This is a genomic window from Streptomyces sp. NPDC058157 (assembly GCF_042884105.1).
Taxonomy (GTDB): domain Bacteria; phylum Actinomycetota; class Actinomycetes; order Streptomycetales; family Streptomycetaceae; genus Streptomyces.
Window position 1 is genome coordinate 1 of sequence record NZ_JBHVUQ010000007.1, and the last position, 25,481, is coordinate 25,481.

The window sequence follows — 25,481 nt, forward strand, 5'->3', positions numbered from 1 at the left end:
AGCTGCTCCTTGGTGACCGCGCCGACGTACACCTTGCCGTCGTCCGTGATCAGCGCGTTGACCAGGCGGGTCGACAGGATGCGGCCCTCGCCGAACTTCCCGTGGACCTTGTCCCCGAGGGAGTTCAGGAACTGCTTGGCCTCCTTGGGGGCGTTCTTGTCGTTCTCGACGTCCTTGAGGCTCTTTCCGGCGCCGGAGTCGATCCGCGCGACCGTCGACCAGCCCTCGCCGAGCACCTTCACGTCGCCCTTGCCGTGCTCCCCGCCGGCCAGCTGCCCGAAGCCGGGCAGGGACTCCAGCGCCTTGAAGCGCTCGTCGTCCTTGCCGCCCTTGGCGTCCTTGCCGCCCTTGCCCGCCAGGCCCGGGTGCGAGCCCTCGGTGAGCTTGGCGCCCTTGGGCGGGGTGAAGGAGAAGGAGTCGGCGGCCGGCTTGCCGAAGTCGACCTGGGTGAAGCCCGCTTCGACGATCGGCTTGCCGCCCTTGCTCGACAGCAGCTGGACCCGCAGCGGCACGCCGTTCTCGGCGTCGACCGCGATCTGGACGGACCCGACGGTGGAACCGCTCTGCTTGGGCTTGAGCACCAGCTGGTAGGCGTCGCGCCCGGCGATCTGCGCGGTCTCGCCCACGCCGATGTCGGTGGTCGGACCGGCCTGCTTGATGAGGTCCTGCGCGAGCTGCTGCGGGGAGGCCGCGAGCCGGTCGCCGGTCTTGTGGTCCTGGCCGGCGCGGTCGGTCTTGTCGTGGAAGGCCTCGTTGGACTTGCTGTCGTAGCCCCACACGTCCTGGCCGTTGTGGACGAGGGTGTACTCGTCCTTGCCGTCGAGGAAGGTCAGCTTCTGGCGGTCCGGGCCGTCGGCCGCGACGCGCAGGGTGTGCGTGCCGTTCGCCAGCTGGGCGATCTTGTCCTCGGGGTTGGCGGAGCCGCCCGTCACCCCGGCGCCGCCCAGCAGGCCGGTGGCCAGGGTGGGCAGGCCCAGGTCGGTGCTGATCTTCGCGCTGCCGGAGAGCTGCTGCACGTCGGAGGCCGCGACCTTCTCGATCAGCTGCTGCGCCGTCACCTTGGGCAGGTCCGGGCCGCCGGCGGTGGCGAAGGCCGGGACCATCGCCGCGGTCGCCGCGGCGACCCCCGCCACCGCGACCGGTACGGCGTACCGCGCGGCCTTGCGCGAGGTCTTCGTGTTCGCTGCCATCTCAGAGCCCTGCCCTCTTGTCCAGGGCGACGGCCGTTGCCGCCGCACTCACCCGATCCGGTGGGGTTTCGATGGATCCATCTGACCAAAACGGCGGGCGGAGGGCGTCAGTCCCCGGGATCAACTCCGCGTACGACCGTGGGATGACACGGGAAGGGCCCCCTCCCCCCGACCCGTAGGGGTCGCGGGGCCGGGGGCCCGTGCCGTACGCGTGCCGGCGCCGGGGCTCAGCCCGCGCGGTGGACCACCGCGTCGCACAGCTCCTCCAGGGCCGACTTCGCGAAGCAGTCCGGCAGCGGGGCGAGCATGGCGCGCGCGTCCTGCGCGTACTGGATGGTGTCGCGGCGGGCCTGCTCCAGCGCGGGGTGCACCCGCAGCCGCGCGAGCACCTCGGCGTGCCGGGCGTCGTCCGTGAGGTCCCCGTCCAGCAGGCGCACGAGCTCCAGGTCCTCCTCGCGCCCGTCCCGCTCGGCCGTCTCCCGCAGCCGCAGCACGGGCAGCGTCGGGATGCCCTCGCGCAGGTCGGTGCCCGGGGTCTTGCCCGACTCGTGCGAGTCGGAGGCGATGTCGAGGACGTCGTCGGCCAGCTGGAAGGCGGTGCCGAGGCGCTCGCCGTACTGGGTCAGGATGTCCACCACCGACTCGTCGGCCCCGGACATCAGCGCGCCGAAGCGGCCGGAGACCGCGATCAGCGAGCCGGTCTTGCCCGCGATGACGTCGAGGTAGTGGGCGACCGGGTCGCGGCCGTCGCGCGGGCCGGCCGTCTCCAGGATCTGGCCGGTGACCAGCCGCTCGAAGGCCTCCGCCTGGATGCGCACCGCTTCCGGCCCGAGGTCCGCGAGGATGTGCGACGCACGGGCGAACAGGAAGTCACCCGTCAGGACCGCCACCGAGTTGCCCCAGCGGGCGTTCGCGCTCTCCACCCCGCGGCGCACGTCCGCCTCGTCCATGACGTCGTCGTGGTAGAGGGTGGCCAGGTGGGTGAGCTCCACGACCACCGCGGAGGGCACGATCCCGGGCGCGTAGGGGTCACCGAACTGCGCCGCCAGCATCACCAGCAGCGGCCGGAACCGCTTGCCGCCGGCGCGCACCAGGTGCTGCGCGGCCTCGGTGATGAAGGGGACTTCGCTCTTGGTGGCCTCCAGCAGACCCGCTTCGACAGCGGCCAGTCCGGCCTGGACATCGGCCTCAAGAGCCTGGTCCCGCACGCTCAGTCCGAACGGCCCGACGACGGTCACGAGGGGTACTCCTGTCTGCTGACGATCCGATGACGATCACATGGATTGTCAATGTGTCGCTGCCATCACTCAAGCCAGCGTATCGGGTCTGTTTTCGATCACGCAGAGCACCTGCCCGGCAGCCGTCCGGCGGGCCTCGCGCGGGGCCGCGCGCACCGCCCGATCCACACCGGTATGTTCAGGGAGAACCGAAACAACCGGAGAATCTGTTTTGTCCAGAATGACGACCGACATAGACCAGCCGAAGGAACCGGAGGCCGCCCCGCCCCCGCCCGTCGCGCCCGGCGGCGACCACGGCTTCCTCGGCCACCCCAGGGGCCTGGCCACGCTCTCCGGCCTGGAGGTCTGGGAACGGTTCTCCTTCCTCGGCATGCAGGCCATCCTCGTCCTCTACTTCGCGGACACGGCCGCCCACGGCGGCCTCGGCATGGACCCCGCCACCGCCGCCTCCGTCACGGCCGCCTACGGGACCATGGTCTACCTCGTCTCCGTGGCCGGCGGCTGGCTCGCGGACCGGATCCTCGGCTCCTACCGCGCCGTCCTGTGGGGCGGCGTCCTGATCGCCTGCGGCCACTACGCCATGGCCGTGCCCACCGCCGCCATGACCTGGACCGGCCTCGGCCTGATCAGCGCCGGCACCGGACTGCTCAAGCCCAACGTCGCCAGCATGGTCGGCCGGCTCTACCGGACGGACGACGAGCGGCGTGACGCCGGGTTCGCCCTCTACTACACGGCCATCAACATCGGCGCCTTCGCCGGACCGCTGGTCGCCGGCTGGCTCGGCGAGCACCAGGGCTGGCACTGGGGCTTCTCCGCCGCGGCCGTCGGCATGACCGCCGGCCTCGCCCAGTACGTCCTCGGCCGCGGCCGGCTCCCCGGCCGCGACGCCGCCGCCCCCTACGCCCTCGCCCCCGGCGCCCGCCGGACGGCGCTGCGGCGGATCGCCGCCGGCGGTCTCCTCCTCGCCGCGCTCGCCACCCTTCTGGCGGCCATCGGCTGGTTGACGATGGCCCGCACCGTGGACCTGCTCACCCTCGTCTCGGTGATCGCCCCGGTGGCCTACTTCACCCTCATGTTCCGCAGCCCGCGCGTCACGGCCGCCGAACGCGGGCGGCTGCGCCCGTACGTGGTGCTCTTCCTGGCCTCGGTCGCCTTCAACTTCATCCTCTTCCAGGCCTACTCCACGATGATGCTGCTGGCCTCCACCAACGCCCGGACCGAGATCCTCGGCTTCCACTTCCCCGCCGGCTGGTACGCCTCGGCGCTCGGCGCCTTCGAGGTGGCCCTCGCCCCCGTCGTCGCGGCGCTGTGGGTACGGATGGGGCGCCGCCAGCCGCAGGCCTCCAACAAGATCGCCATCGGGGTGGTCCTCGGCGGCCTGTCCTTCCTCCTGATGGTCCTGCCGACCTCCGGACACGGCACCGACCAGGGCTTCCGGATGGCCGCCTGGTGGATCGTCGGCTCCTACCTGCTGCTCGGACTGGGCGACGTCCTGCTGGAGACCTCCGGCATGTCGGCCACCACCCGGCTCGCCCCCTCGGCCTACGCCGGCCAGACGATGGCCCTCTGGTTCCTCTCGCTGGCCCTCGCCAACGGCATCCAGGCCCAGGTGGTCAAGCTGTACGGCCACGTCTCCACCCCCGCCTACTTCGGCGTGAACGGCGCCGTCGCCGTCGCGGCGGGCCTGGCCGTGATCGCGGCGGCGCCCTGGCTCCGCCGCACGATGACCGTGACCACCGCGGCCGCCCGATGAGGGCGTCCACCGAGGGAGCGTGAGCGAACCCCCATGATCATCCGCACCGAGTTCCCCTACGCGACCAGCCACGAGGATGTCCGGATCCCGATGCCCGACGGGGTGGAGCTGTACGCCCGCGTCTGGCGCCCCGCGACCGACCGGCCCGTCCCGGCCCTGCTGGAGTACCTCCCGTACCGGCTCACCGACTGGACCTCCCCCCGCGACTGGCAGCGCCACCCCTGGTACGCCGGACACGGCTACGCCTCCGTACGCGTCGACGTGCGCGGCCACGGCTGCAGCGGCGGCCGCCCCGGCGACGAGTACGACGCACGGGAACTGGCCGACGGGGTCGCCGTGGTGGAGTGGCTGGCCGCCCAGCCCTGGTGCACGGGGTCCGTCGGCATGTTCGGGATCTCCTGGGGCGGCTTCAACAGCCTCCAGATCGCCGCCCTCGCCCCCGACGCCCTCAAGGCCGTCGTCACCGTCTGCTCCACCGACGACCGCTTCGACAACGACGTCCACTACATGGGCGGCTCCGTCCTGGCCGTCGACATGCACGCCTGGTCGGCCACCATGCTCGCCTTCGCCGCCCGCCCCCCGGACCCCCGGTACGCCGGCGACGGCTGGCGGGAGCGGTGGCTCGACCGGCTGGAGGGCCTCGAACCGCTCGTCCACACCTGGCTCGCCCACCAGACCCGCGACGACTACTGGCGCCACGGCAGCGTCTGCGAGGACTACGGGGCCGTCGGCGCGGCCGTCCTCGCGGTCGGCGGCTGGCACGACCCCTACCGGGACACCGTGCTGCGCCTGGTCTCCGCCCTGCCCTCGAACCGGGTCCGCGGCCTGATCGGCCCCTGGTCCCACCAGTACCCCGACCGCGGCCTCCCGCCCGGCCCGGCGATCGGCTTCCTCCAGGAGACCCTGCGCTGGTGGGACCACTGGCTGAAGGACATCGACACCGGGGTCATGGACGAGCCGCTGCTGCGCGCCTGGATCAGCGACACGCACCGCCCGGCGACCACGTACCCGGAGCTGCCGGGCCGGTGGGTGGGCGAGAAGGCCTGGCCGTCGCCGTCGGTGGTGCCCGTCTCGTACGGGCTCCAGGGCACGCCGGTGACCGTCGCCTCGCCCCAGCACACCGGCCTGGACGCCGGCCGCTTCTTCCCCTTCGGCAACGACGCCGACCTGCCGCCCGACCAGCGGGAGGAGGACGCGAAGTCGGCCTGCTTCGAGTTCCCCGTCGCCGCCGCCGAGCCGGTGGAGGTCCTGGGCCGGCCCTCGGTCACCCTGCGGCTGCGGATGGACGTCCCGTACGGCCAGGTCGTGGCCCGGCTGTGCGACGTGGCCCCGGACGGGGCGTCGACGCTGGTCACACGGGGTGCGCTGAACCTGTCCGCCCGGCTGGGCCGCGACCGGGCGGCGCCATGGGCGGCGGGCGCCTGGGAGGACGTCACCTTCGAGCTGAACGGCATCGGCCACCGCTTCCCGCCCGGCCACCGCATCCGCCTCTCCCTCTCCTCGGCGTACTGGCCGTGGATCTGGCCGCGCGCCGGCTCGGAGGCGGGCTGGACCCTCGACCCCGAGGGCAGCACCCTCGAACTCCCCGTCCGCGCGGCCCCTCCGGCCCCCGAGGGCATCACCTTCGAAGCCCCGGAGCAGGCGGCCCCCCTGGGCGTCTCCTACCCCGCCACACTGGACGAGCCCCGCCCGGAACGCGTGGTCGTACGGGACGTCGCACGCGGAACCTGGCGCCTGGAGGTCGACCCCCGCTACGGGGGCACGCGGGTGTACCCGGACGGGCTGGAGTACGAGGAGGAGGGGCGCGAGGTCTACGAGATCCAGCAGTCGGACCCCCTCTCCGCCCGCACCCGCTCCGACTGGCGCATCCGCCTGCACCGCCCGGACCTGGGCTGGGACGTCAGGGTCGAGACCCGCTCGGAGATCACCTGCGACGAGGGCGGCTTCACCACGTCGAACGAGGTGGTCTGCCGCGAGTCCGACGAGGTCCTCTACCACCGGACCTGGCAGCGGAGGCTGCCCCGGGCGGCGGGGTGAGGCGCGCGCCCCCTCACCCGTACAGCCGCTCCAGCACCACCGCGATGCCGTCCGCCTCGTTCGACAGGGTCACCTCGTCCGCGACGGCCACCAGTTCGCGGTGGGAGTTCGCCATGGCCACCCCGTACCCCGCCCAGACGAACATCGGGACGTCGTTCGGCATGTCGCCGAAGGCGATCGTCGAGGCCGCCTGGACGCCCAGGGTCTCCGCCGCGCGGGCCAGGCCGCTCGCCTTGTCGATGCCCGGCGGCTGGAGTTCCACCGTGTGCTCCCCCGCCATCGTGACGTTCACCAGGTCGCCCACCACCGACCGCGCCACCCGGGTCAGCTCGTCGTCGTCCAGCCTGGGGTGCTGGAGCAGGACCTTCGTGATCGGGGCGGACCACAGGTCCCCCCGCTTCGGTACCCGGACCGTCGGCAGGTGCGGGTGCCACATCCGGTAGCCCGGCCCTATCAGCATCTCGGCGTCCAGGCCCTCCTGGTTGACCGCCGTGTACACCTCCCCGATCTCCGCCTCGATCTTGCCCAGGGCCACCTCGGCCAGCCCCCGGTCCATGGAGACGGAGTGCAGGAGCTGTCCGCGCGCCGCGTCGTACACCTGGGCGCCCTGCCCGCACACCGCGAGCCCCGTATACCCAAGGTCATCGAGGACGTGCCGGATCTGGGGGACCGGGCGGCCGGTGACGACGATGTGGCGGGCGCCGGCGGCGCGCGCCGTCGCGAGCGCCGCGCACGAGCGGGCGGAGACGGTGTCACCGGCGCGCAGCAGAGTCCCGTCCAGGTCGGTGGCGATCAAGGCATAGGGAAGGGCGGAAGTCACGGCGCCAAGGATACGGACCCCCGTGGACAAGTCCTATAAATACCGCCCGAATCCGGCCTCCCACAGACCTCATGCGCCACGTAACGTGTCAGCCAGCCCCCGGGACACCCCCGGACCGCGTCGAAAGCGAGGCAGTACCCCATGCCCCAGCAGAGCCCCCTCGATGTCCCCGAGGGCGACCCGTTCGGGCCGCACAACCTCCCCTACGGCGTCTTCTCCACCCCCGAGGAGCCGCAGCGCCGCCGGGTCGGTGTGCGGATCGGCGGGTACGTGCTCGACGCGGGGGCCGTGGCCGTCGCGCTCGGGTCCCCGTACGCCGGGCTCCTGGCCCAGGGCTCGCTGGGCCCGCTGCTGGCCGCCGGCCGCACCGCCTGGCGCGACGTGCGCCGCGCGCTGACCGCCTGGGTCACCGACCCGGGCCACCGCGAGACGGTCGAGCCGCACCTGCTGCCGCTGGACGGGGTCGCGCTGCACCTGCCGTACGAGGTCGCCGACTACGTCGACTTCTACGCGAGCGAGCACCACGCCACCAACGTCGGCCGCATCTTCCGGCCGGACGGGGACGCGCTCACGCCCAACTGGAAGCACCTGCCCATCGGTTACCACGGCCGTTCGGGCACGATCGTCGTCTCCGGCACGGACGTCGTGCGCCCCTCCGGGCAGCGCAAGGCGCCCGCCGACCCGGCGCCCGTCTTCGGCCCGTCGGTCAAGCTGGACATCGAGGCCGAGGTCGGCTTCGTCGTCGGCACCCCCTCGGAGCTGGGCCGGCCGGTCGCCCTCGGCGACTTCGAGGAGCACGTCTTCGGCCTCTTCCTCCTCAACGACTGGTCGGCGCGCGACATCCAGGCCTGGGAGTACGTGCCGCTGGGCCCCTTCCTCGGCAAGTCCTTCGCGACCTCCGTCTCCGCCTGGGTGACCCCGCTGGAGGCCCTGGACTCGGCCCGTGTCACCCCGCCCGCCCGGGACTTCCCGCTCCTGCCCTACCTGGACGACTCCGCCACGGACCGCCCCGGGGGCTTCGACCTGCACATCACCGTGTCGATCAACGGGCAGGAGGTGGCGCGGCCGCCGTTCGCCTCCATGTACTGGACGGCCGCCCAGCAGCTGGCCCACATGACCGTCAACGGCGCCTCCCTGCGCACCGGTGACGTGTTCGGCTCCGGCACCGTCAGCGGTCCGGAGGTCGACCAGCGCGGCTCGCTGCTGGAGCTCACCTGGAACGGCCGCGACGCGATCGAGCTCGCCGACGGCAAGCGGACCTTCCTGGAGGACGGGGACACCGTCACCCTCACCGCCTGGGCCCCCGGCCCCGACGGCACCCGCGTCGGCCTCGGCGAGGTCACCGGCCGCATCGTGGGCGCCCGCTAGTCCACGGGCGGGGCGGCGGGGCGGCGGATCCCACCGCCGGCCCGCCGGCCCGCCGAACGGGCCCGCCGCGGCCGTGGCGGGCCCGGTGCCGCCATCCGGGGCCTACGCCACCCGCGCCGTCCGAGTGGCGGCCCCCGGGCGGGGCGGTGACGCTGCCTGCATGGTCACTCGTACCGGCAGGCTCCTCCCCCTCGCCCTCGCGGCCGCCGCCACCCTGGCGGCCGCTCCGTCCGCGCCCGCGGCCGCCGGCGCGCCCCAGCCGCGGCTGACGCCCTCCGCCCAACTGGCCCTGGCCTACCGGGCGACCGCCAAGTACCACCAGCACAGCACCGGTGTCGCCGCCGGTTACGTGCCCGACCAGTACTGCGTCGTGAACCCCAACGGGGGTCCGGGCGCGCTGGGTTACCCGCACTTCAACCACGCCTACGACGGCTCCGTGGATCCGGCGAAGCCCACCGCGCTGCTCTACGAGGGCGACGGCAAGGGCCACTGGGACCTGGTGGGCCTCGAATGGATGGTCGTGGACAAGGACGGCCGGACGGACACCGACGACGACCGTCCCTCCCTCTTCGGCCAGCCCTTCAAGGGGCCGCTGCCCGCCCGCTACAAGGGGCAGAAGGTGCACTACTCGCTGCACCTGTGGCTGTGGAAGGACAACCCGTCCGGCCGGTTCGAGCCGTTCAACCCGAAGGTGGCCTGCCTTCCGGGGACCACCCGCCCCCGCCCGGTCGCCCCGGCCGCCCCGGCCGTCGCCCCCTCCCCCGCGGCCACCACCCCGTAGGGCCCCCGTTCGGCGGCCCGCCGCGTGCACGGTCCGCGCCCCGCCCCGATGGTGGAACGACAGCCCCTCCGGGACCCCCGAACACCAGGAGCTCCCATGCCCGTAGCCCGCGGCCTCAAGGCCCTGTCCGCCTGTGCCGCCGTCGGCGCGTCCCTCGTCCTGGCGGCCCTGCCCCCGGCCCACGCCGTGGACGGCCCGGCACCGGACCCGCACGACGCGAAGGCGATGCGCGACATGGCGACGGCCATGGCCGTGACCGCCAAGTACGTGGACGAGCGGGAGGCGATCAAGGACGGGTACGTCCCGCACGGAAAGGAGTGCATGACCAACCCCTTCGGGGTGGGCGCCATGGGCTACCACTACGTCAAGGAGTCCAACTGGGGTTCGACGGACCCCGCCCGGCCCACCGCGCTCCTCTACAGCACGGAGAAGGACCGCTACGGCCGCCGCAAGCTGGAGACGGTCGAGTGGATGTCCGCCGACCGGGACCAGGACCTGAAGACCACCGACGACCGGCCGACCATGTTCGGGCTGCCCTTCGACGGGCCCATGCCCGGCCACTGGGAGGGCATGCCCAAGCACTACGACCTGCACATGTGGGCGTACCGGGAGAACCCGGCGGGCCGGTTCCACAACTGGAACACCGCCCTGAAGTGCCCGGGCAACCCCGCGCCCGACCCGATGCACTCCCACCACGGTTAGGCCGTGACGCACGTGGGCCCGGCTCCCCGCGGAGGGGGAGCCGGGCCCACGGGCCGTCCGCGACGGGTCAGCGCACGAAGGTGCTCGCGTGTCCTGCCAGGTCCAGGAAGTACTGCGGCGCGACGCCCAGCACCAGGGTGACGGCGACGCCGACCGCGATGGTGGTCATCGTCAGCGGCGAGGGCACCGCCACCGTCGGCCCGTCGGCCTTGGGCTCGCTGAAGAACATCAGCACGATCACCCGGATGTAGAAGAACGCGGCGATCGCCGACGAGATCACACCGACGACGACCAGCGCCCCGGCCCCGCCCTCCGCGGCCGCCTTGAACACCGCGAACTTCCCGGCGAAGCCGGAGGTCAGCGGGATGCCGGCGAAGGCCAGCAGGAACACCGCGAAGACCGCCGCGGTGAGCGGCGAACGCCGCCCGAGCCCGGCCCACTTCGACAGGTGCGTGGCCTCGCCGCCCGCGTCGCGCACCAGCGTGACCACCGCGAAGGCGCCGATCGTCACGAAGGAGTAGGCGCCCAGGTAGAAGAGGACGGACTTGACGCCCTCCGCCGACGTGGCGATCACACCGGCCAGGATGAACCCGGCGTGCGCGATCGAGGAGTACGCCAGCAGCCGCTTCACGTCGGTCTGGGTCACGGCGATCACCGCGCCCGCGAGCATCGTGACGATGGCGACGCCCCACATCACCGGCCGCCAGTCCCAGCGCAGCCCGGGCAGGACCACGTAGAGCAGGCGCAGCAGCGCGCCGAAGGCGGCCACCTTGGTCGCGGCGGCCATGAAGCCGGTCACGGGGGTGGGGGCGCCCTGGTAGACGTCCGGGGTCCACATGTGGAAGGGGACCGCGCCGACCTTGAACAGCAGCCCCATCAGGATCAGCGCGCCGCCGATGAGGAGGAGCGCGTCGTTGCCCATGGTGGAGGCGAGCGCCGGGTCGACGGTGGTGACGGTGCCGTCCACCACGTCCGCGATGACCGCGTACGAGACGGAGCCCGCGTAGCCGTAGAGCAGGGCGATGCCGAACAGCAGGAACGCCGAGGAGAAGGCGCCGAGCAGGAAGTACTTGACGGCCGCCTCCTGCGACATCAGCCGCTGGCGGCGGGCGACGGCGCAGAGCAGGTAGAGCGGGAGGGAGAAGACCTCCAGCGCGACGAACAGGGTCAGCAGGTCGTCGGCCGCCGGGAAGATCAGCATCCCGGAGATGGCGAACAGGGCCAGCGGGAACACCTCGGTGGTGGTGAACCCGGCCTTGACGGCGGCCTTCTCGCTGTCGCTGCCCGGTACGGACGCGGCCTGGGCGGCGAAGGAGTCCACCCGGTTGCCGTGCGCCTTGGGGTCGAGGCGGCGCTCGGCGAAGGTGAAGACGGCCACGATCGAGGCCAGCAGGATGGTGCCCTGGAGGAACAGCGCCGGGCCGTCGACGGCGATGGCGCCCATGGCCGCGATGTGCGCCTTGGTGTTGCCGTACCCTCCGGCGGCGAGGCCGACGACCGCCGCGAAGGCCGCGGCGAGGGAGGCGACGGCGAGGAACACCTGCACGTGGTAGCGGGACCTGCGCGGGACGAAGGCCTCGACGAGGACGCCGAGGACGGCCGCGCCCACCACGATCAGCGTGGGCGCGAGCTGGGCGTACTCGATGTGCGGGGCCGGGATCTTGTCGGCCGGTCCGTTGGCCGCCAGTGTCAGCAGGCCCTGGGCAGCAGTCGCGGCGCTCACTTGACCGCCTCCCCGTTCTTCGCTTCGACGGCGACCTCAGGCTTGGGGTCCGTCTTCTTCACGTCCGACATCGTGTGCCGCACCGACGGGTTGACGATGTCGGTGAGCACCTTGGGGTAGACGCCCAGCCCGATCAGCAGCGCGATCAGCGGGGCGACCACCAGCAGCTCCCGCGGGCGCAGGTCCGGCAGCGTGCGGACCTCCTCCTTGACGGGGCCGGTCATGGTCCGCTGGTAGAGGACCAGGGTGTACAGGGCGGCCAGCACGATGCCGATGGTGGCGATGATCCCGATGACCGGGTACCGGGCGAAGGTGCCGACCAGGACCAGGAACTCGCTGACGAACGGGGCGAGGCCCGGCAGGGACAGGGTGGCGAGGCCGCCGATCAGGAAGGTGCCGGCGAGGACCGGGGCCACCTTCTGGACGCCGCCGTAGTCGGCGATGAGCCGGGAGCCGCGCCGGGAGATCAGGAAGCCGGCGACGAGCATCAGCGCCGCCGTGGAGATCCCGTGGTTGACCATGTAGAGCGTCGCGCCCGACTGGCCCTGGGAGGTCATCGCGAAGATGCCCAGGATGATGAAGCCGAAGTGCGAGATCGACGCGTAGGCGACCAGCCGCTTGATGTCCCGCTGTCCGACCGCGAGCAGCGCGCCGTAGACGATGCTGATCAGGGCCAGGACGAGGATCACGGGGGTGGCCCACTTGCTGGCCTCGGGGAAGAGGCCGAGGCAGAACCGGAGCATCGCGAAGGTGCCGACCTTGTCGACGATCGCGGTGATCAGTACGGCGACCGGGGCGGTGGCCTCGCCCATGGCGTTGGGCAGCCAGGTGTGCAGCGGCCACAGCGGGGCCTTCACCGCGAAGGCGAAGAAGAAGCCGAGGAAGAGCAGCCGCTCGGTGTTGGTCGCCATGTCGAGGGTGCCCGCGGCGCGGGCGGCGGCGATCTCCTGGAGGGAGAAGTTCCCGGCGACCACGTACAGCCCGATGACGGCCGCCAGCATGATCAGGCCGCCGACCAGGTTGTAGAGGAGGAACTTGACCGCCGCGTAGGAGCGCTGGGCGGCGGCGTTCTCGTCGCTGCCGGAGTGCGCCCGGTCCCCGAAGCCGCCGATGAGGAAGTACATCGGGATGAGCATGGCTTCGAAGAAGATGTAGAAGAGGAAGACGTCGGTGGCCTCGAACGAGATCACCACCATCGCCTCGACCAGCAGGATCAGGGCGAAGAAGCCCTGGGTGGGCCGCCAGCGCGACGAGTTGGTCTCCAGGGGGTCGGCGTCGTTCCAGCCGGCCCCGATCACGAAGGGGATCAGCAGGGCGGTGAGCGCGATGAGCGCCACCCCGATGCCGTCCACGCCGAGTTCGTAGCGGACGCCGAAGTCGGCGATCCAGGCGTGGGACTCGGTGAGCTGGTAGCGGGCGCCGCCGGGGTCGAAGCGGACCGCGACGAGCACGGCCAGGGCGAGCGTCGCCAGGGAGAACAGCAGCGCGAGCCACTTGGCGGCGGTGCGCTGTTTGGCCGGGACGGCGGCGGTGAGGACCGCGCCGACCGCGGGGACCGCGGCCGTCACCGTCAGAAGCGGGAAAGTCATGTCACACCGCCCTCATCAGCAGGGTCGCGGCGATGAGGATCGCCGTGCCCCCGAACATCGAGACCGCGTAGCTGCGGGCGTAGCCGTTCTGCAGCTTCCGCAGCCGGCCCGAGAGCCCGCCGACGGAGGCGGCCGTCCCGTTGACCACTCCGTCGACCAGGCTGTGGTCGACGTACACGAGCGAGCGGGTGAGGTGCTCTCCGCCGCGCACGAGGACGACGTGGTTGAAGTCGTCCTGGAACAGGTCCCGGCGGGCCGCCCGGGTGAGGAACGAGCCGCGCGGGGCGGTGACCGGGACGGGCTTCTTCCCGTACATCGACCAGGCGACGGCGACGCCGATCACGAGGACGACCATCGTGGACAGGGTGACCGTCAGGGCGCCGATGGGCGGGTTGCCGTGCTCGTGTCCGGTGACCGGCTCCAGCCACTTGAGGAAGCGGTCGCCGATCCCGAAGAAGCCGCCCGCGAAGACCGATCCGAAGGCCAGCACGATCATCGGGACGGTCATGGACTTCGGGGACTCGTGCGGGTGCGGCGCGTGGCCTTCTGCGTCGGGCTGCCAGCGCTTCTCGCCGAAGAAGGTGAGGAGCATGACCCGGGTCATGTAGAAGGCGGTGATGCCCGCGCCGAGCAGGGCCGCGCCGCCGAGGATCCAGCCCTCGGTGCCGCCCTTCGCGAAGGCCGCCTCGATGATCTTGTCCTTGGAGAAGAAGCCCGACAGGCCGGGGAAGCCGATGATGGCGAGGTAGCCGAGGCCGAAGGTGACGAAGGTGACCGGCATGTACGTGCGCAGGCCGCCGTACTTGCGCATGTCCACCTCGTCGTTCATCCCGTGCATGACGGAACCCGCGCCGAGGAAGAGGCCGGCCTTGAAGAAGCCGTGCGTCACCAGGTGCATGATCGCGAAGACGTAGCCGATGGGGCCGAGGCCCGCCGCCAGGACCATGTAGCCGATCTGCGACATGGTCGATCCGGCGAGGGCCTTCTTGATGTCGTCCTTCGCGCAACCGACGATCGCACCGAACAGCAGCGTGACCGCGCCGACGACGGTGACCACCAGCTGGGCGTCGGGCGCCGCGTTGAAGATCGCGCCCGAGCGGACGATCAGGTACACGCCCGCGGTGACCATGGTGGCCGCGTGGATCAGGGCCGAGACCGGGGTCGGGCCCTCCATCGCGTCACCGAGCCAGGACTGCAGCGGCACCTGGGCCGACTTGCCGCAGGCGGCCAGCAGCAGCATCAGGCCGATGGCCGTCAGCGTCCCCTCGGAGGTCTTGCCCACGTTGGCCAGGACCGGCCCGAAGGCGAAGGTCCCGAAGGTGGTGAACATGATCATGATGGCGATCGACAGGCCCATGTCGCCGACCCGGTTGACCAGGAAGGCCTTCTTCGCGGCGGTGGCCGCGCTGGGCTTGTGCTGCCAGAACCCGATCAGGAGGTACGAGGCGAGGCCGACGCCCTCCCAGCCGAAGTACAGCAGCAGGTAGTTGTCGGCGAGGACCAGCAGCAGCATCGCCGCGACGAACAGGTTGAGGTAGCCGAAGAAGCGGCGGCGGCGCTCGTCGTGCTCCATGTACCCGATCGAGTACACGTGGATGAGCGTGCCGACGCCGGAGATCAGAAGGACGAAGGTCATCGACAGCTGGTCGAGCTGGAAGGCGAGGTCCGCCTGGAACCCCTCCACCGGCACCCAGCTGAACAGGTGCTGGTGCAGGGTGCGGTCCTCGGCCCCGCGGCCCAGCATGCCGGCGAAGAGGACCACGCCGATGCCGAACGAGACCGCGGCGAGCAGGGTCCCGAGCCAGTGACCCGCCTTGTCGAGGCGCCGGCCGCCGCACAGCAGCACCGCCGCCCCGAGCAGGGGTGCGCCCACCAGGAGCGCGATCAGATTCTCCACGGTGCAGGCCCCTTACAGCTTCATCAGGCTGGCGTCGTCGACCGAGGCCGAGTGGCGGGTACGGAACAGCGACACGATGATCGCGAGGCCCACCACGACCTCCGCGGCGGCGACGACCATCGTGAAGAACGCGATGACCTGGCCGTCGAGGTTGCCGTGCATCCGGGAGAAGGCCACGAACGCGAGGTTGCAGGCGTTGAGCATCAGCTCGACGCACATGAACAGCACGATGGCGTTGCGCCGGATGAGGACGCCTGCCGCGCCGATGGTGAACAGCAGGGCGGCCAGGTAGAGGTAGTTGACCGGATTCACTTCGAGGCCTCCTCACGGGAGTCGCGGCCGAGGCGCTCCGCGGAGCGCTGCTCCAGCGCCTTGAGGTCGTCGAGGGCCTCGGTGGACACGTCGCGGATCTGGCCGCGGGCGCGCAGCGTCTTGCTGACGGTCAGCTCGGACGGGGTCCCGTCGGGCAGCAGGCCGGCGACGTCCACGGCGTTGTGCCGGGCGTAGACGCCGGGGGCCGGGAGCGGCGGGACCTGGACGCCCTCGCGGACGCGCTTCTCGGCGAGCTCGCGCTGGGTGGCGGCCCGCTCGGTGCGCTCGCGGTGCGTGAGGACCATCGCGCCGACGGCCGCCGTGATGAGCAGGGCGCCGGTGATCTCGAAGGCGAAGATGTAACGGGTGAAGATCAGCTGGGCCAGGCCCTCGACGTGGCCCGCGGAGTTGACCCGGCCGAGGCCGTTGAAGTGGGTCAGCTTGGCGTTGGCGAGGCCGGCGATCAGCAGGATGCCGAAGCCGAGCCCGCACAGGGCGGCCAGCCAGCGCTGGCCCTTGATGGTCTCCTTCAGGGAGTCCGCCGCCGTGACGCCGACGAGCATGACCACGAAGAGGAACAGCATCATGATGGCGCCGGTGTAGACGACGACCTGGACCACGCCCAGGAAGTAGGCCCCGTTGGCCAGGTAGAACACCGCGAGGATGATCATCGTCCCGGCCAGGCACAGGGCGCTGTGCACGGCCTTCTTCATCAGGATCGTGCAGAGCGCGCCGATGACGGCGACGGTGCCCAGCACCCAGAACTGGAGGGCCTCGCCGGTGGAGGTCGTGGTGGCGGCGGCCGCGAAGGCGTTCATGCTCCGACCCCCTCGGCGGCCGCGCCGTTCCCGGCGCCGTCCGCGGCCGGGACCTCGCCCTTGGAGACCGCCACCTGCCGCTCGGTGCCGGGAGCGGCGCCCTTGACCAGGCCCCGGTAGTAGTCCTGCTCGTCCATGCCCGGGAAGATCGAATGCGGGCTGTCGACCATGCCCTCGGTCAGCCCGGCGAGCAGCTGCTCCTTGGTGTAGATCAGCGACTCTCGGCTGGAGTCGGCCAGTTCGAACTCGTTCGTCATCGTCAGCGCCCGGGTCGGGCAGGCCTCGATGCACAGCCCGCACAGGATGCAGCGGGCGTAGTTGATCTGGTAGACGCGCCCGTAGCGCTCACCCGGGGAGTAGCGCTCCTCCTCGGTGTTGTCCGCGCCCTCCACGTAGATCGCGTCGGCGGGGCAGGCCCAGGCGCACAGCTCGCACCCGATGCACTTCTCCAGACCGTCGGGGTGCCGGTTGAGCTGGTGCCTTCCGTGGAACCGCGGAGCGGTCGTCTTCTCCTGCTCCGGGTACTGCTCGGTGAGGCGCTTCTTGAACATGGCCTTGAAGGTCACGCCGAAGCCGGCCACCGGGTTCTGCCACTTTTCGGACTTCTCGTCAGACACGTCTCAACCCTCCTCTCGGTCACTGTCAGTATTCGTCCCGCCACTGACAATCAGCTCCCGCTCGGCGCGGGGCCGCCTGCGCGGTACGGGTGCCAGGTGCTGGCCGGGCTTGGGCGGTACGGGGAAGCCGCCCGCCATCGGGTCGAAGGGCTCGGCGGCCGCGGCCTTCCCGGCCCGTTCGGCGGCCGTCTTCTCGCGCTTGTCGCGGAAGTGGTCGGCGACGGAGGTCAGCAGCAGGATGGCCACGACGGCCCCGCCGACGTAGAGCACGATCTCCGAGAAGTCGTAGCGCTCGTTGCGCAGCGCCCGGACGGTGGCGACCAGCATCAGCCAGACCACCGAGACGGGGATCAGCACCTTCCAGCCGAGCTTCATCAGCTGGTCGTAGCGCACGCGGGGCAGGGTGCCGCGCAGCCAGATGAAGAAGAACAGCAGCAGCTGCACCTTGATGACGAACCAGAGCATCGGCCACCAGCCGTGGTTCGCGCCCGCCCAGTAGGTGGAGATCGGCGCCGGGGCCCGCCAGCCGCCCAGGAAGAGGGTGACCGAGACGGCGGAGACGGTGACCATGTTGACGTACTCGGCCAGCATGAACAGCGCGAACTTGATGGAGGAGTACTCGGTGTTGAAGCCGCCGACGAGGTCGCCCTCGGACTCCGGCATGTCGAAGGGGGCGCGGTTGGTCTCGCCGACCATCGTGATCACGTAGATGATGAAGGACACCGGCAGCAGCACGATGTACCAGCGGTCCGCCTGCGCCTCCACGATCGCCGAGGTCGACATCGACCCGGAGTAGAGGAACACCGAGGCGAAGGCCGCGCCCATCGCGATCTCGTACGAGATCATCTGCGCGCAGGAGCGCAGGCCGCCGAGGAGCGGGTAGGTCGAGCCCGAGGACCAGCCGGCGAGGACGATGCCGTAGATGCCGACCGAGGCCACGGCCAGGACGTACAGCATCGCGATCGGCAGGTCGGTCAGCTGCATCGTGGTGCGCTGCCCGAAGATCGAGACCTCGTTGCCGGACGGGCCGAACGGGATGACCGCGATGGCCATGAACGCCGGGATCGCCGCGATGATCGGCGCCAGGACGTACACCACCTTGTCGGCCCGCTTGACGACGACGTCTTCCTTCAGCATCAGCTTCACGCCGTCGGCGAGCGACTGGAGCAGGCCCCAGGGCCCGTGCCGGTTGGGGCCGATGCGCAGCTGCATCCAGGCGACGACCTTGCGCTCCCACACGATGGAGAACAGCACGGTCACCATCAGGAAGGCGAAGCAGAACACCGCCTTCAGCAGGACGAGCCACCAGACGTCCCTGCCGAACAGGGACAGGTCCTCGGCGGCGAGGACGTGCGGCTGCTGCGCCGCGATGTGGGCGAGGCTGCTCACGCTCGCACCTCCTTGGCGGGGGCGGCCGGGGCCGGCGCCGGTCCGATGCGGACGAGGGTGCCGGGCAGGGCGCCGGTGTCGGCGAGGACGCCGGAGCCGGTGGAGTTCAGGGGGAGCCACACGACCCGGTCGGGCATCTCGGTGATCCGCAGCGGGAGTTCCACCGAGCCGGCCGGGCCGGTGACGGCGAGGAGGTCGCCGTCCTTGACGCCGGTCTCGGCGGCCGTGGCGGCCGAGAGGCGGGCCGAGGCCTCGTGCCGGGTCCCGGCCAGGGCCTCGTCGCCCTCCTGGAGCCGGCCCAGGTCCAGCAGCAGGCGGTGGCCGGCGAGTACGGCCTCGCCCGCGCCGGGCCGGGGCAGCGGCTCCGGGGCGGTGGACCGCTCGGGGGCCAGGTCGCCCTCCCAGGGGCCGAGCCGCTCCAGCTCCCGGCGTACGGCGTGCACGTCGGGCAGGGCGATCGGCCGGTCGGCGGCGTCGGCCAGCATGTGCAGCACGCGGGCGTCGGCCGGGGCGAGCCGGCGGGTCATCTGGTCGGGCTTGAGGGCGGCCTCGAACGGCCGGACGCGGCCCTCCCAGTTGACGAAGGTGCCCGCCTTCTCGGCGACGGCGGCCACCGGCAGGACCACGTCCGCGTGGTCGGTGACCTCGCCGGGCCGCAGCTCCAGGGAGACCACGAAGGCCTCCTCCAGCGCGGTCCGCGCCCGCCGCGGGTCCGGCAGGTCGGCGACCTCCACGCCCGCGACCAGCAGCGCGCCCAGCTCGCGGGTGGCCGCGGCCTCGACGATCTGGCCGGTGTCGCGGCCGTAGCGGTGCGGCAGCGCCTCCAGCCCCCAGGCGGTGGCGACCTCGTCGCGGGCCCGCGGGTCGGTGGCCGGGCGTCCGCCCGGCAGCAGGGACGGCAGCGCGCCCGCCTCGATCGCGGCCCGCTCCCCGGCCCGGCGCGGGATCCACACCAGCCGGGCCCCGGTCGCGGTGGCCGCCCGTACGGCGGCGCTCAGCGCGCCGGGCACCCCGGCGAGCCGCTCCCCGACGACGAGGACCGCCCCGGGCCTGCGCAGGGCCTCGGCCGCCTCGGCGCCACCCGCCTCCAGGCCGGTGCGGGAGGCGAGGGCGTCCAGCCACTCGGGTTCGGTGCCGGGGGCGGCGGCCAGCAGGGTGCCGCCCGCCTTGGTCAGGCCCCGGGTGGCGAACGGTGCGAGGGCGTAGGCCTTCTGGCCGCGCTTGCGGTGGGCCTTGCGCAGCCGCAGGAAGACCCCGGGGGCCTCCTCCTCGGCCTCGATGCCGACGAGCAGGACGGCCGGGGCGGCCTCCAGGGAGGCGTAGGTGACGCCCGTGCCGTCGAGGTCCTTGCCGGTGCCGGCGACGGAGGCGGCCAGGAACTCGGCCTCCTCCGCGCTGTGCGCGCGGGCCCGGAAGTCGATGTCGTTGGTGTCGAGGACCACCCGGGCGAACTTGGCGTACGCGTAGGCGTCCTCGACGGTCAGCCGGCCGCCCGTCAGGACCCCGGCGCGGCCGCGCGCGGCGGTGAGCCCGGCGGCCGCGGCCTCCAGGGCCTCGGGCCAGCTCGCCGGGGCGAGGACCCCGTCGGCCCCGCGCACCAGCGGGGTGGTCAGCCGGTCCGGGCGCTGCGCGTAGCGGAACCCGAAGCGGCCCTTGTCGCAGATCCACTCCTCGTTGACCTCGGGGTCCTCGGCGGCGAGGCGGCGCAGCACCTTCCCGCGCCGGTGGTCGGTCCGGGTCGCGCAGCCGCCCGCGCAGTGCTCGCACACGCTCGGGGAGGAGACGAGGTCGAACGGGCGGGAGCGGAACCGGTAGGCGGCCGAGGTGAGGGCGCCGACGGGGCAGATCTGGATGGTGTTGCCGGAGAAGTAGGACTCGAACGGGTCGCCCTCGCCGGTGCCGACCTGCTGGAGCGCGCCGCGTTCCAGCAGCTCGATCATCGGGTCGCCGGCGATCTCGTTGGAGAAGCGGGTGCAGCGCGCGCACAGCACGCACCGCTCCCGGTCCAGCAGCACCTGGGGGGAGATGGCGACGGGCTTCTCGTACGTCCGCTTGCGGCCCTCGAAGCGGGACTCGGCGTTGCCGTGCGACATCGCCTGGTTCTGCAGGGGGCACTCGCCGCCCTTGTCGCAGACGGGGCAGTCCAGCGGGTGGTTGATGAGCAGCAGCTCCATCACCCCGCGCTGGGCCTTGTCGGCGGCCTCGGAGGTCAGCTGCGTCTTGACGACCATGCCGTCGGTGCAGGTGATGGTGCAGGAGGCCATCGGCTTGCGCTGGCCCTCGACCTCGACGATGCACTGGCGGCAGGCGCCGGCCGGGGAGAGGAGGGGGTGGTCGCAGAACCGGGGGATCTCGATGCCGAGCTGTTCGGCGGCCCGGATCACGAGGGTCCCCTTGGGCACGGACAGTTCGGCGCCGTCGATGGTCAGCGTGACCATGTTCTCGGCGTCCCGGCCCGGCTTGGCGGCCTCGCCGCCCCCGGCGGGCGCACTGGTGGCGACGGTCATGCGTTCACCTCGGAGTTCTTGGCCGGACCGTCGGCCCACAGGGTCGACTTCCGGTGGTCGAAGGGACAGCCCTTCCCGGTGATGTGCTGCTCGTACTCCGCGCGGAAGTACTTCAGCGAGGAGAAGATCGGGCTGGCCGCGCCGTCGCCGAGCGCGCAGAAGGACTTGCCGTTGATGTTGTCGGCGATGTCGTTGAGCTTGTCGAGGTCGGACATGACGCCCTTGCCGGCCTCGATGTCGCGCAGCAGCTGGACGAGCCAGTACGTGCCCTCGCGGCAGGGGGTGCACTTGCCGCAGGACTCGTGGGCGTAGAACTCGGTCCAGCGGGTGACGGCGCGCACCACGCAGGTGGTCTCGTCGAAGCACTGCAGGGCCTTGGTGCCGAGCATGGAGCCGGCCGCGCCGACGCCCTCGTAGTCGAGCGGGACGTCGAGGTGCTCCTCGGTGAACATGGGCGTGGAGGAGCCGCCGGGGGTCCAGAACTTCAGCCGGTGCCCGGGGCGCATGCCGCCGCTCATGTCGAGGAGCTGGCGCAGGGTGATGCCGAGCGGGGCCTCGTACTGGCCGGGGCCGGCGACGTGCCCGGAGAGGGAGTAGAGGGTGAAGCCGGGGGACTTCTCCGTCCCCATCGCCTTGAACCAGTCCTTGCCCTTGTTGAGGATCGCGGGAACCGAGGCGATGGACTCGACGTTGTTCACGACAGTGGGGCAGGCGTAGAGGCCCTCGACCGCGGGGAAGGGGGGACGCAGCCGGGGCTGACCGCGCCGGCCTTCGAGGGAGTCGAGCAGTGCCGTCTCCTCGCCGCAGATGTACGCGCCCGCGCCCGCGTGCACCGTGATGTCGAGGTTGCGTCCGCTGCCGTCGATGTCCTTGCCGAGGTATCCGGCCGCGTACGCCTCGCGCACGGCCTCGTGCAGCCTCCGCAGCACGGGGACGGTCTCACCGCGCAGGTAGATGAAGGCGTGCTCGGAGCGGATCGCGTAGCAGGCGATGATCATTCCCTCGACGAGGGAGTGCGGGTTGGCGAAGAGGAGGGGGATGTCCTTGCAGGTTCCCGGCTCCGACTCGTCCGCGTTCACGACGAGGTAGTGCGGCTTGCCGTCGCCCTGCGGGATGAACTGCCATTTCATCCCGGTGGGGAAGCCGGCTCCGCCGCGTCCGCGCAGGCCCGAGTCCTTGACGTAGGCGATCACCTCGTCCGGGGTCATCGCGAGCGCCTTGCGCAGGCCCTCGTAGCCCTCGTGGCGCCGGTAGGTCGCCAGCGTCCAGGACTCCGGCTCGTCCCAGAAGGCCGACAGGACGGGCGCGAGCAGCTTCTCGGGGCTTCCGTTCTTTTCGAGTTCGGTCGACACCGACATCACTCCCCTCCCTCGGTACCGGTCTCGGCGCGCGGGCGGACGACCGGGGCGTGCGGGGTCTCGCCGCGGGCGATGCGCAGGCCGATCAGGGAGGCGGGGCCCGCGCCGCCGCTCGCCTCCACCGCGCCCTCGCGCTCGTCGGGGAAGCCCGCGAGGATCCGGGCGGTGTCCTTGTACGTGCACAGCGGCGCGCCCCGGGTCGGCTCGACCGGGCGGCCGGCCCGCAGGTCGTCGACGAGGGCCTTGGCGGAGTCGGGGGTCTGGTTGTCGAAGAACTCCCAGTTGACCATCACCACGGGGGCGTAGTCGCAGGCCGCGTTGCACTCGATGTGCTCCAGCGTGACCTTGCCGTCGGGGGTGGTCTCGTTGTTGCCGACCCCGAGGTGCTCCTGGAGCTCGGCGAAGATGGCGTCGCCGCCCATCACCGCGCACAGGGTGTTGGTGCAGACCCCGACCTGGTAGTCGCCGGAGGGCCCCCGCCGGTACATCGTGTAGAAGGTGGCGACCGCGGTGACCTCGGCGGTGGTCAGGCCGAGGACCTCGGCGCAGAAGCGGATGCCGGTGCGGGAGACGTAGCCCTCCTCGGACTGCGTCAGGTGCAGCAGCGGCAGCAGCGCGGAGCGGCTGTCGGGGTAGCGGGCGATGACCTCCTGCGCGTCCGCTTCCAGCCGGGCGCGCACCTCGGCGGGGAAGTCGGGGGCGGGGAGCTGCGGCATCCCGAGGCTGATGCCCGTGTTCACTGCATCGGCCGTCATCGGTCGACGCCTCCCATCACGGGGTCGATGGAGGCGACGGCGACGATGACGTCGGCGACCTGGCCGCCTTCGCACATCGCCGCCATGGCCTGCAGGTTGGTGAAGGACGGGTCGCGGAAGTGGACCCGGTAGGGGCGGGTGCCGCCGTCGGAGACCACGTGGACGCCGAGTTCGCCCTTGGGGGACTCGACGGCCGCGTAGGCCTGCCCGGCGGGGACGCGGAAGCCCTCGGTCACCAGCTTGAAGTGGTGGATGAGGGCCTCCATGGAGGTGCCCATGATGTTCTTGATGTGGTCGAGGGAGTTGCCGAGGCCGTCGGGGCCCATGGCGAGCTGCGCCGGCCAGGCGATCTTCTTGTCGGCGACCATGACCGGGCCGGGCTCCAGCCGGTCCAGGCACTGCTCGACGATCCGCAGCGACTGGCGCATCTCCTCCAGGCGGATCAGGAACCGCCCGTAGGAGTCGCAGCTCTCGGTGGTGGGGACGTCGAACTCGTAGCCCTCGTAGCCGCAGTAGGGGTCGGTCTTGCGCAGGTCGTGGGGCAGGCCGGCGGAGCGCAGGATCGGTCCTGTGGCGCCGAGGGCCATGCAGCCGGCCAGGTCGAGGTAGCCGACGTCCTGCATGCGGGCCTTGAAGATGGGGTTGCCGGTGGCGAGCTTGTCGTACTCCGGCAGGTTCTTCTTCATCGTCTTGACGAACTCGCGCAGCTGGTCGACCGCGCCGGGGGGCAGGTCCTGGGCGAGGCCGCCGGGGCGGACGAAGGCGTGGTTCATGCGCAGGCCGGTGATCAGCTCGAAGACGTCGAGGATCAGCTCGCGGTCCCGGAAGCCGTAGATCATGATCGTGGTCGCGCCCAGCTCCATGCCGCCGGTGGCGATGCACACCAGGTGGGAGGAGAGCCGGTTGAGCTCCATCAGCAGGACGCGGATCACGGTGGCGCGGTCGGGGATCTGGTCGGTGATGCCGAGGAGCTTCTCGACGCCGAGGCAGTACGCCGTCTCGTTGAAGAACGGCGTCAGGTAGTCCATGCGCGTGACGAAGGTGGTGCCCTGCGTCCAGTTGCGGAATTCGAGGTTCTTCTCGATGCCGGTGTGCAGGTAGCCGATGCCGCAGCGGGCCTCGGTGACCGTCTCGCCGTCGATCTCCAGGATCAGGCGGAGCACCCCGTGGGTGGAGGGGTGCTGGGGGCCCATGTTGACGACGATGCGCTCGTCGTCCGCCTTGGCCGCGGACTGGACGATCTCGTCCCAGTCGCCGCCGGTGACGGTGTAGACGGTGCCTTCGGTGGTTTCGCGGGAGGCCGCGTGGTCGGCGGCGTTGGGGGTGTTCGACATCAGCTGTACGACCTCCGCTGGTCGGGAGCCGGGATCTGGGCGCCCTTGTACTCGATGGGGATGCCGCCGAGCGGGTAGTCCTTGCGCTGCGGGAAGCCCTGCCAGTCGTCCGGCATCATGATCCGCGTGAGGGCGGGGTGGCCGTCGAAGACCAGGCCGAAGAAGTCGTACGCCTCGCGCTCGTGCCAGTCGTTGGTCGGGTAGACCGCGACGAGCGAGGGGAGGTGCGGGTCGCCGTCGGGCACCGACACCTCCAGCCGGAGGATCCGGCCGTGGGTGAGGGAGCGCAGGTGGTAGACGGCGTGCAGCTCGCGGCCCTTGTCGTCGGGGAAGTGCACGCCGGAGACGCCGGTGCACAGTTCGAAGCGCAGGGCCGGGTCGTCGCGCAGGGTGGAGGCCACCCGCACCAGGTGTTCGCGGGCGATGTGCAGGGTCAGCTCGCCGCGGTCGACGACGACCTTCTCGATCGCGTTCTCCGGGAGCAGGTCCTGCTCCTCCAGGGCGCCTTCGAGCTCGTCGGCGACCTCGTCGAAGTACGACCCGTAGGGGCGGGAGCTCGCGCCGGGCAGGGCCACGGTGCGCACGAGGCCGCCGTAGCCGCTGGTGTCGCCGCCGTTCCTGGCGCCGAACATGCCCTTGCGGACGCCGATCACCTCGGGGCCGGGGGTGGCGGCCCGGGGGGCGGGGACGTTGTTGCCGTTGCCGTTCTCCACGGCGGGTCCGTCGCTCACCGCAGGAGCCCCTTCATCTCGATGGTGGGGAGGGCCTTGAGGGCCGCCTCCTCCGCCTCGCGCGCCGCCTCTTCCCGGTTCACGCCGAGCTTGGAGCCCTGGATCTTCTGGTGGAGCTTGAGGATCGCGTCCATGAGCATCTCGGGGCGGGGCGGGCAGCCGGGCAGGTAGATGTCCACCGGGACGATGTGGTCGACGCCCTGGACGATCGCGTAGTTGTTGAACATGCCGCCCGAGGAGGCGCAGACGCCCATGGAGATGACCCACTTGGGGGCGGGCATCTGGTCGTACACCTGCCGCAGCACCGGCGCCATCTTCTGGCTGACCCGGCCCGCGACGATCATCAGGTCGGCCTGGCGCGGGGAGCCGCGGAAGACCTCCATGCCGAAGCGGGCGAGGTCGTAGCGGCCGGCGCCGGTGGTCATCATCTCGATGGCGCAGCAGGCGAGGCCGAAGGTGGCCGGGAAGACGGATGCCTTGCGCACCCAGCCCGCGGCCTGTTCGACGGTGGTCAGCAGGAAGCCGCTCGGCAGCTTCTCTTCCAGTCCCATGGAAAATTCAG

Annotated in this window: 21 protein-coding genes; 5 read left to right on the plus strand and 16 right to left on the minus strand. The window is 71.7% G+C overall.

Annotation, left to right across the window (positions count from 1 at the left end):
* Positions 1 to 1,190 (minus strand): outer membrane lipoprotein carrier protein LolA (locus tag ACFVXK_RS03240; protein WP_389609839.1); only part of this gene is annotated, 1,190 nt, incomplete at its 3' end.
* Between the two features lie 227 nt (positions 1,191 to 1,417).
* On the minus strand, positions 1,418 to 2,428 hold the full coding sequence (locus tag ACFVXK_RS03245) for a polyprenyl synthetase family protein (protein ID WP_389609840.1): 1,011 nt from the start codon (positions 2,426 to 2,428) through the stop codon (positions 1,418 to 1,420).
* 220 nt (positions 2,429 to 2,648) lie between these two features.
* Here ACFVXK_RS03245 and ACFVXK_RS03250 point away from each other — a divergent pair, with 220 nt between their 5' ends.
* A complete protein-coding gene (locus ACFVXK_RS03250) occupies positions 2,649 to 4,181 on the plus strand; it encodes a peptide MFS transporter (RefSeq protein ID WP_389609841.1) in 1,533 nt (510 codons plus the stop codon).
* Positions 4,182 to 4,214: 33 nt separating this feature from the next.
* Positions 4,215 to 6,218 carry a CocE/NonD family hydrolase gene (locus tag ACFVXK_RS03255; protein WP_389609842.1) on the plus strand — a complete coding sequence of 668 codons (2,004 nt, stop codon included), beginning with the start codon at positions 4,215 to 4,217 and terminating at the stop codon, positions 6,216 to 6,218.
* A gap of 13 nt (positions 6,219 to 6,231) precedes the next feature.
* Here ACFVXK_RS03255 and ACFVXK_RS03260 read toward each other — a convergent pair whose 3' ends face one another.
* Positions 6,232 to 7,038, minus strand: a complete 807-nt coding sequence (locus ACFVXK_RS03260; protein WP_389609843.1) for a Cof-type HAD-IIB family hydrolase — start codon at positions 7,036 to 7,038, stop codon at positions 6,232 to 6,234.
* A 141-nt stretch (positions 7,039 to 7,179) separates the two neighbouring features.
* Between ACFVXK_RS03260 and fahA the strand changes: the two genes are divergently transcribed.
* From fahA to ACFVXK_RS03275, 3 genes are all read left to right on the plus strand, one after another.
* Complete coding sequence (gene fahA, locus ACFVXK_RS03265) at positions 7,180 to 8,406, plus strand: fumarylacetoacetase (protein ID WP_389609844.1); 1,227 nt, start codon at positions 7,180 to 7,182, stop codon at positions 8,404 to 8,406.
* A 160-nt stretch (positions 8,407 to 8,566) separates the two neighbouring features.
* The gene (locus ACFVXK_RS03270; RefSeq protein ID WP_389609845.1) at positions 8,567 to 9,187 is read left to right on the plus strand and encodes a hypothetical protein; all 621 of its coding nucleotides are present in this window, start codon (positions 8,567 to 8,569) and stop codon (positions 9,185 to 9,187) included.
* A gap of 96 nt (positions 9,188 to 9,283) precedes the next feature.
* The gene (locus tag ACFVXK_RS03275; RefSeq protein ID WP_389609846.1) at positions 9,284 to 9,889 is read left to right on the plus strand and encodes a hypothetical protein; all 606 of its coding nucleotides are present in this window, start codon (positions 9,284 to 9,286) and stop codon (positions 9,887 to 9,889) included.
* Between the two features lie 67 nt (positions 9,890 to 9,956).
* On the opposite strand, the gene nuoN is transcribed toward ACFVXK_RS03275, so the two are convergent.
* The 13 genes from nuoN to ACFVXK_RS03340 are packed head-to-tail and all read right to left on the minus strand — an operon-like array spanning position 9,957 to position 25,470.
* Entirely contained in the window at positions 9,957 to 11,612 is a 1,656-nt protein-coding gene (nuoN, locus tag ACFVXK_RS03280; RefSeq protein WP_389609847.1) for an NADH-quinone oxidoreductase subunit NuoN, read from the minus strand.
* Positions 11,609 to 13,201: an NADH-quinone oxidoreductase subunit M gene (locus ACFVXK_RS03285; protein WP_389609848.1), complete on the minus strand. Its 1,593-nt coding sequence runs from the start codon at positions 13,199 to 13,201 to the stop codon at positions 11,609 to 11,611. Before ACFVXK_RS03285 ends, nuoN begins: the two co-directional genes overlap by 4 nt.
* A gap of 1 nt (position 13,202) precedes the next feature.
* Complete coding sequence (gene nuoL, locus ACFVXK_RS03290) at positions 13,203 to 15,098, minus strand: NADH-quinone oxidoreductase subunit L (protein ID WP_389609849.1); 1,896 nt, start codon at positions 15,096 to 15,098, stop codon at positions 13,203 to 13,205.
* A gap of 12 nt (positions 15,099 to 15,110) precedes the next feature.
* On the minus strand, positions 15,111 to 15,410 hold the full coding sequence (nuoK, locus tag ACFVXK_RS03295) for an NADH-quinone oxidoreductase subunit NuoK (RefSeq protein ID WP_358899172.1): 300 nt from the start codon (positions 15,408 to 15,410) through the stop codon (positions 15,111 to 15,113).
* Positions 15,407 to 16,228 (minus strand): NADH-quinone oxidoreductase subunit J, encoded by an 822-nt coding sequence (locus ACFVXK_RS03300; RefSeq protein ID WP_389609850.1) that lies wholly within the window; start codon positions 16,226 to 16,228, stop codon positions 15,407 to 15,409. Before ACFVXK_RS03300 ends, nuoK begins: the two co-directional genes overlap by 4 nt.
* A complete protein-coding gene (gene nuoI / locus ACFVXK_RS03305) occupies positions 16,225 to 16,845 on the minus strand; it encodes an NADH-quinone oxidoreductase subunit NuoI (protein WP_389609851.1) in 621 nt (206 codons plus the stop codon). Before nuoI ends, ACFVXK_RS03300 begins: the two co-directional genes overlap by 4 nt.
* Positions 16,846 to 16,848: 3 nt before the next feature.
* Positions 16,849 to 18,234 (minus strand): NADH-quinone oxidoreductase subunit NuoH, encoded by a 1,386-nt coding sequence (nuoH, locus tag ACFVXK_RS03310; RefSeq protein WP_389609852.1) that lies wholly within the window; start codon positions 18,232 to 18,234, stop codon positions 16,849 to 16,851.
* A complete protein-coding gene (locus tag ACFVXK_RS03315) occupies positions 18,231 to 20,741 on the minus strand; it encodes an NADH-quinone oxidoreductase subunit G (RefSeq protein ID WP_389609853.1) in 2,511 nt (836 codons plus the stop codon). The genes nuoH and ACFVXK_RS03315 overlap by 4 nt, the downstream gene beginning before the upstream one ends.
* Positions 20,738 to 22,099 (minus strand): NADH-quinone oxidoreductase subunit NuoF, encoded by a 1,362-nt coding sequence (nuoF, locus tag ACFVXK_RS03320; RefSeq protein ID WP_389609854.1) that lies wholly within the window; start codon positions 22,097 to 22,099, stop codon positions 20,738 to 20,740. The genes ACFVXK_RS03315 and nuoF overlap by 4 nt, the downstream gene beginning before the upstream one ends.
* Entirely contained in the window at positions 22,099 to 22,854 is a 756-nt protein-coding gene (gene nuoE, locus ACFVXK_RS03325; protein ID WP_389609855.1) for an NADH-quinone oxidoreductase subunit NuoE, read from the minus strand. Before nuoE ends, nuoF begins: the two co-directional genes overlap by 1 nt.
* On the minus strand, positions 22,851 to 24,188 hold the full coding sequence (locus tag ACFVXK_RS03330; protein ID WP_389609856.1) for an NADH-quinone oxidoreductase subunit D: 1,338 nt from the start codon (positions 24,186 to 24,188) through the stop codon (positions 22,851 to 22,853). Before ACFVXK_RS03330 ends, nuoE begins: the two co-directional genes overlap by 4 nt.
* The gene (locus tag ACFVXK_RS03335) at positions 24,188 to 24,919 is read right to left on the minus strand and encodes an NADH-quinone oxidoreductase subunit C (RefSeq protein ID WP_389609857.1); all 732 of its coding nucleotides are present in this window, start codon (positions 24,917 to 24,919) and stop codon (positions 24,188 to 24,190) included. Before ACFVXK_RS03335 ends, ACFVXK_RS03330 begins: the two co-directional genes overlap by 1 nt.
* Positions 24,916 to 25,470, minus strand: a complete 555-nt coding sequence (locus ACFVXK_RS03340; protein WP_045946776.1) for an NADH-quinone oxidoreductase subunit B family protein — start codon at positions 25,468 to 25,470, stop codon at positions 24,916 to 24,918. Before ACFVXK_RS03340 ends, ACFVXK_RS03335 begins: the two co-directional genes overlap by 4 nt.
* Positions 25,471 to 25,481 lie beyond the last annotated feature (11 nt).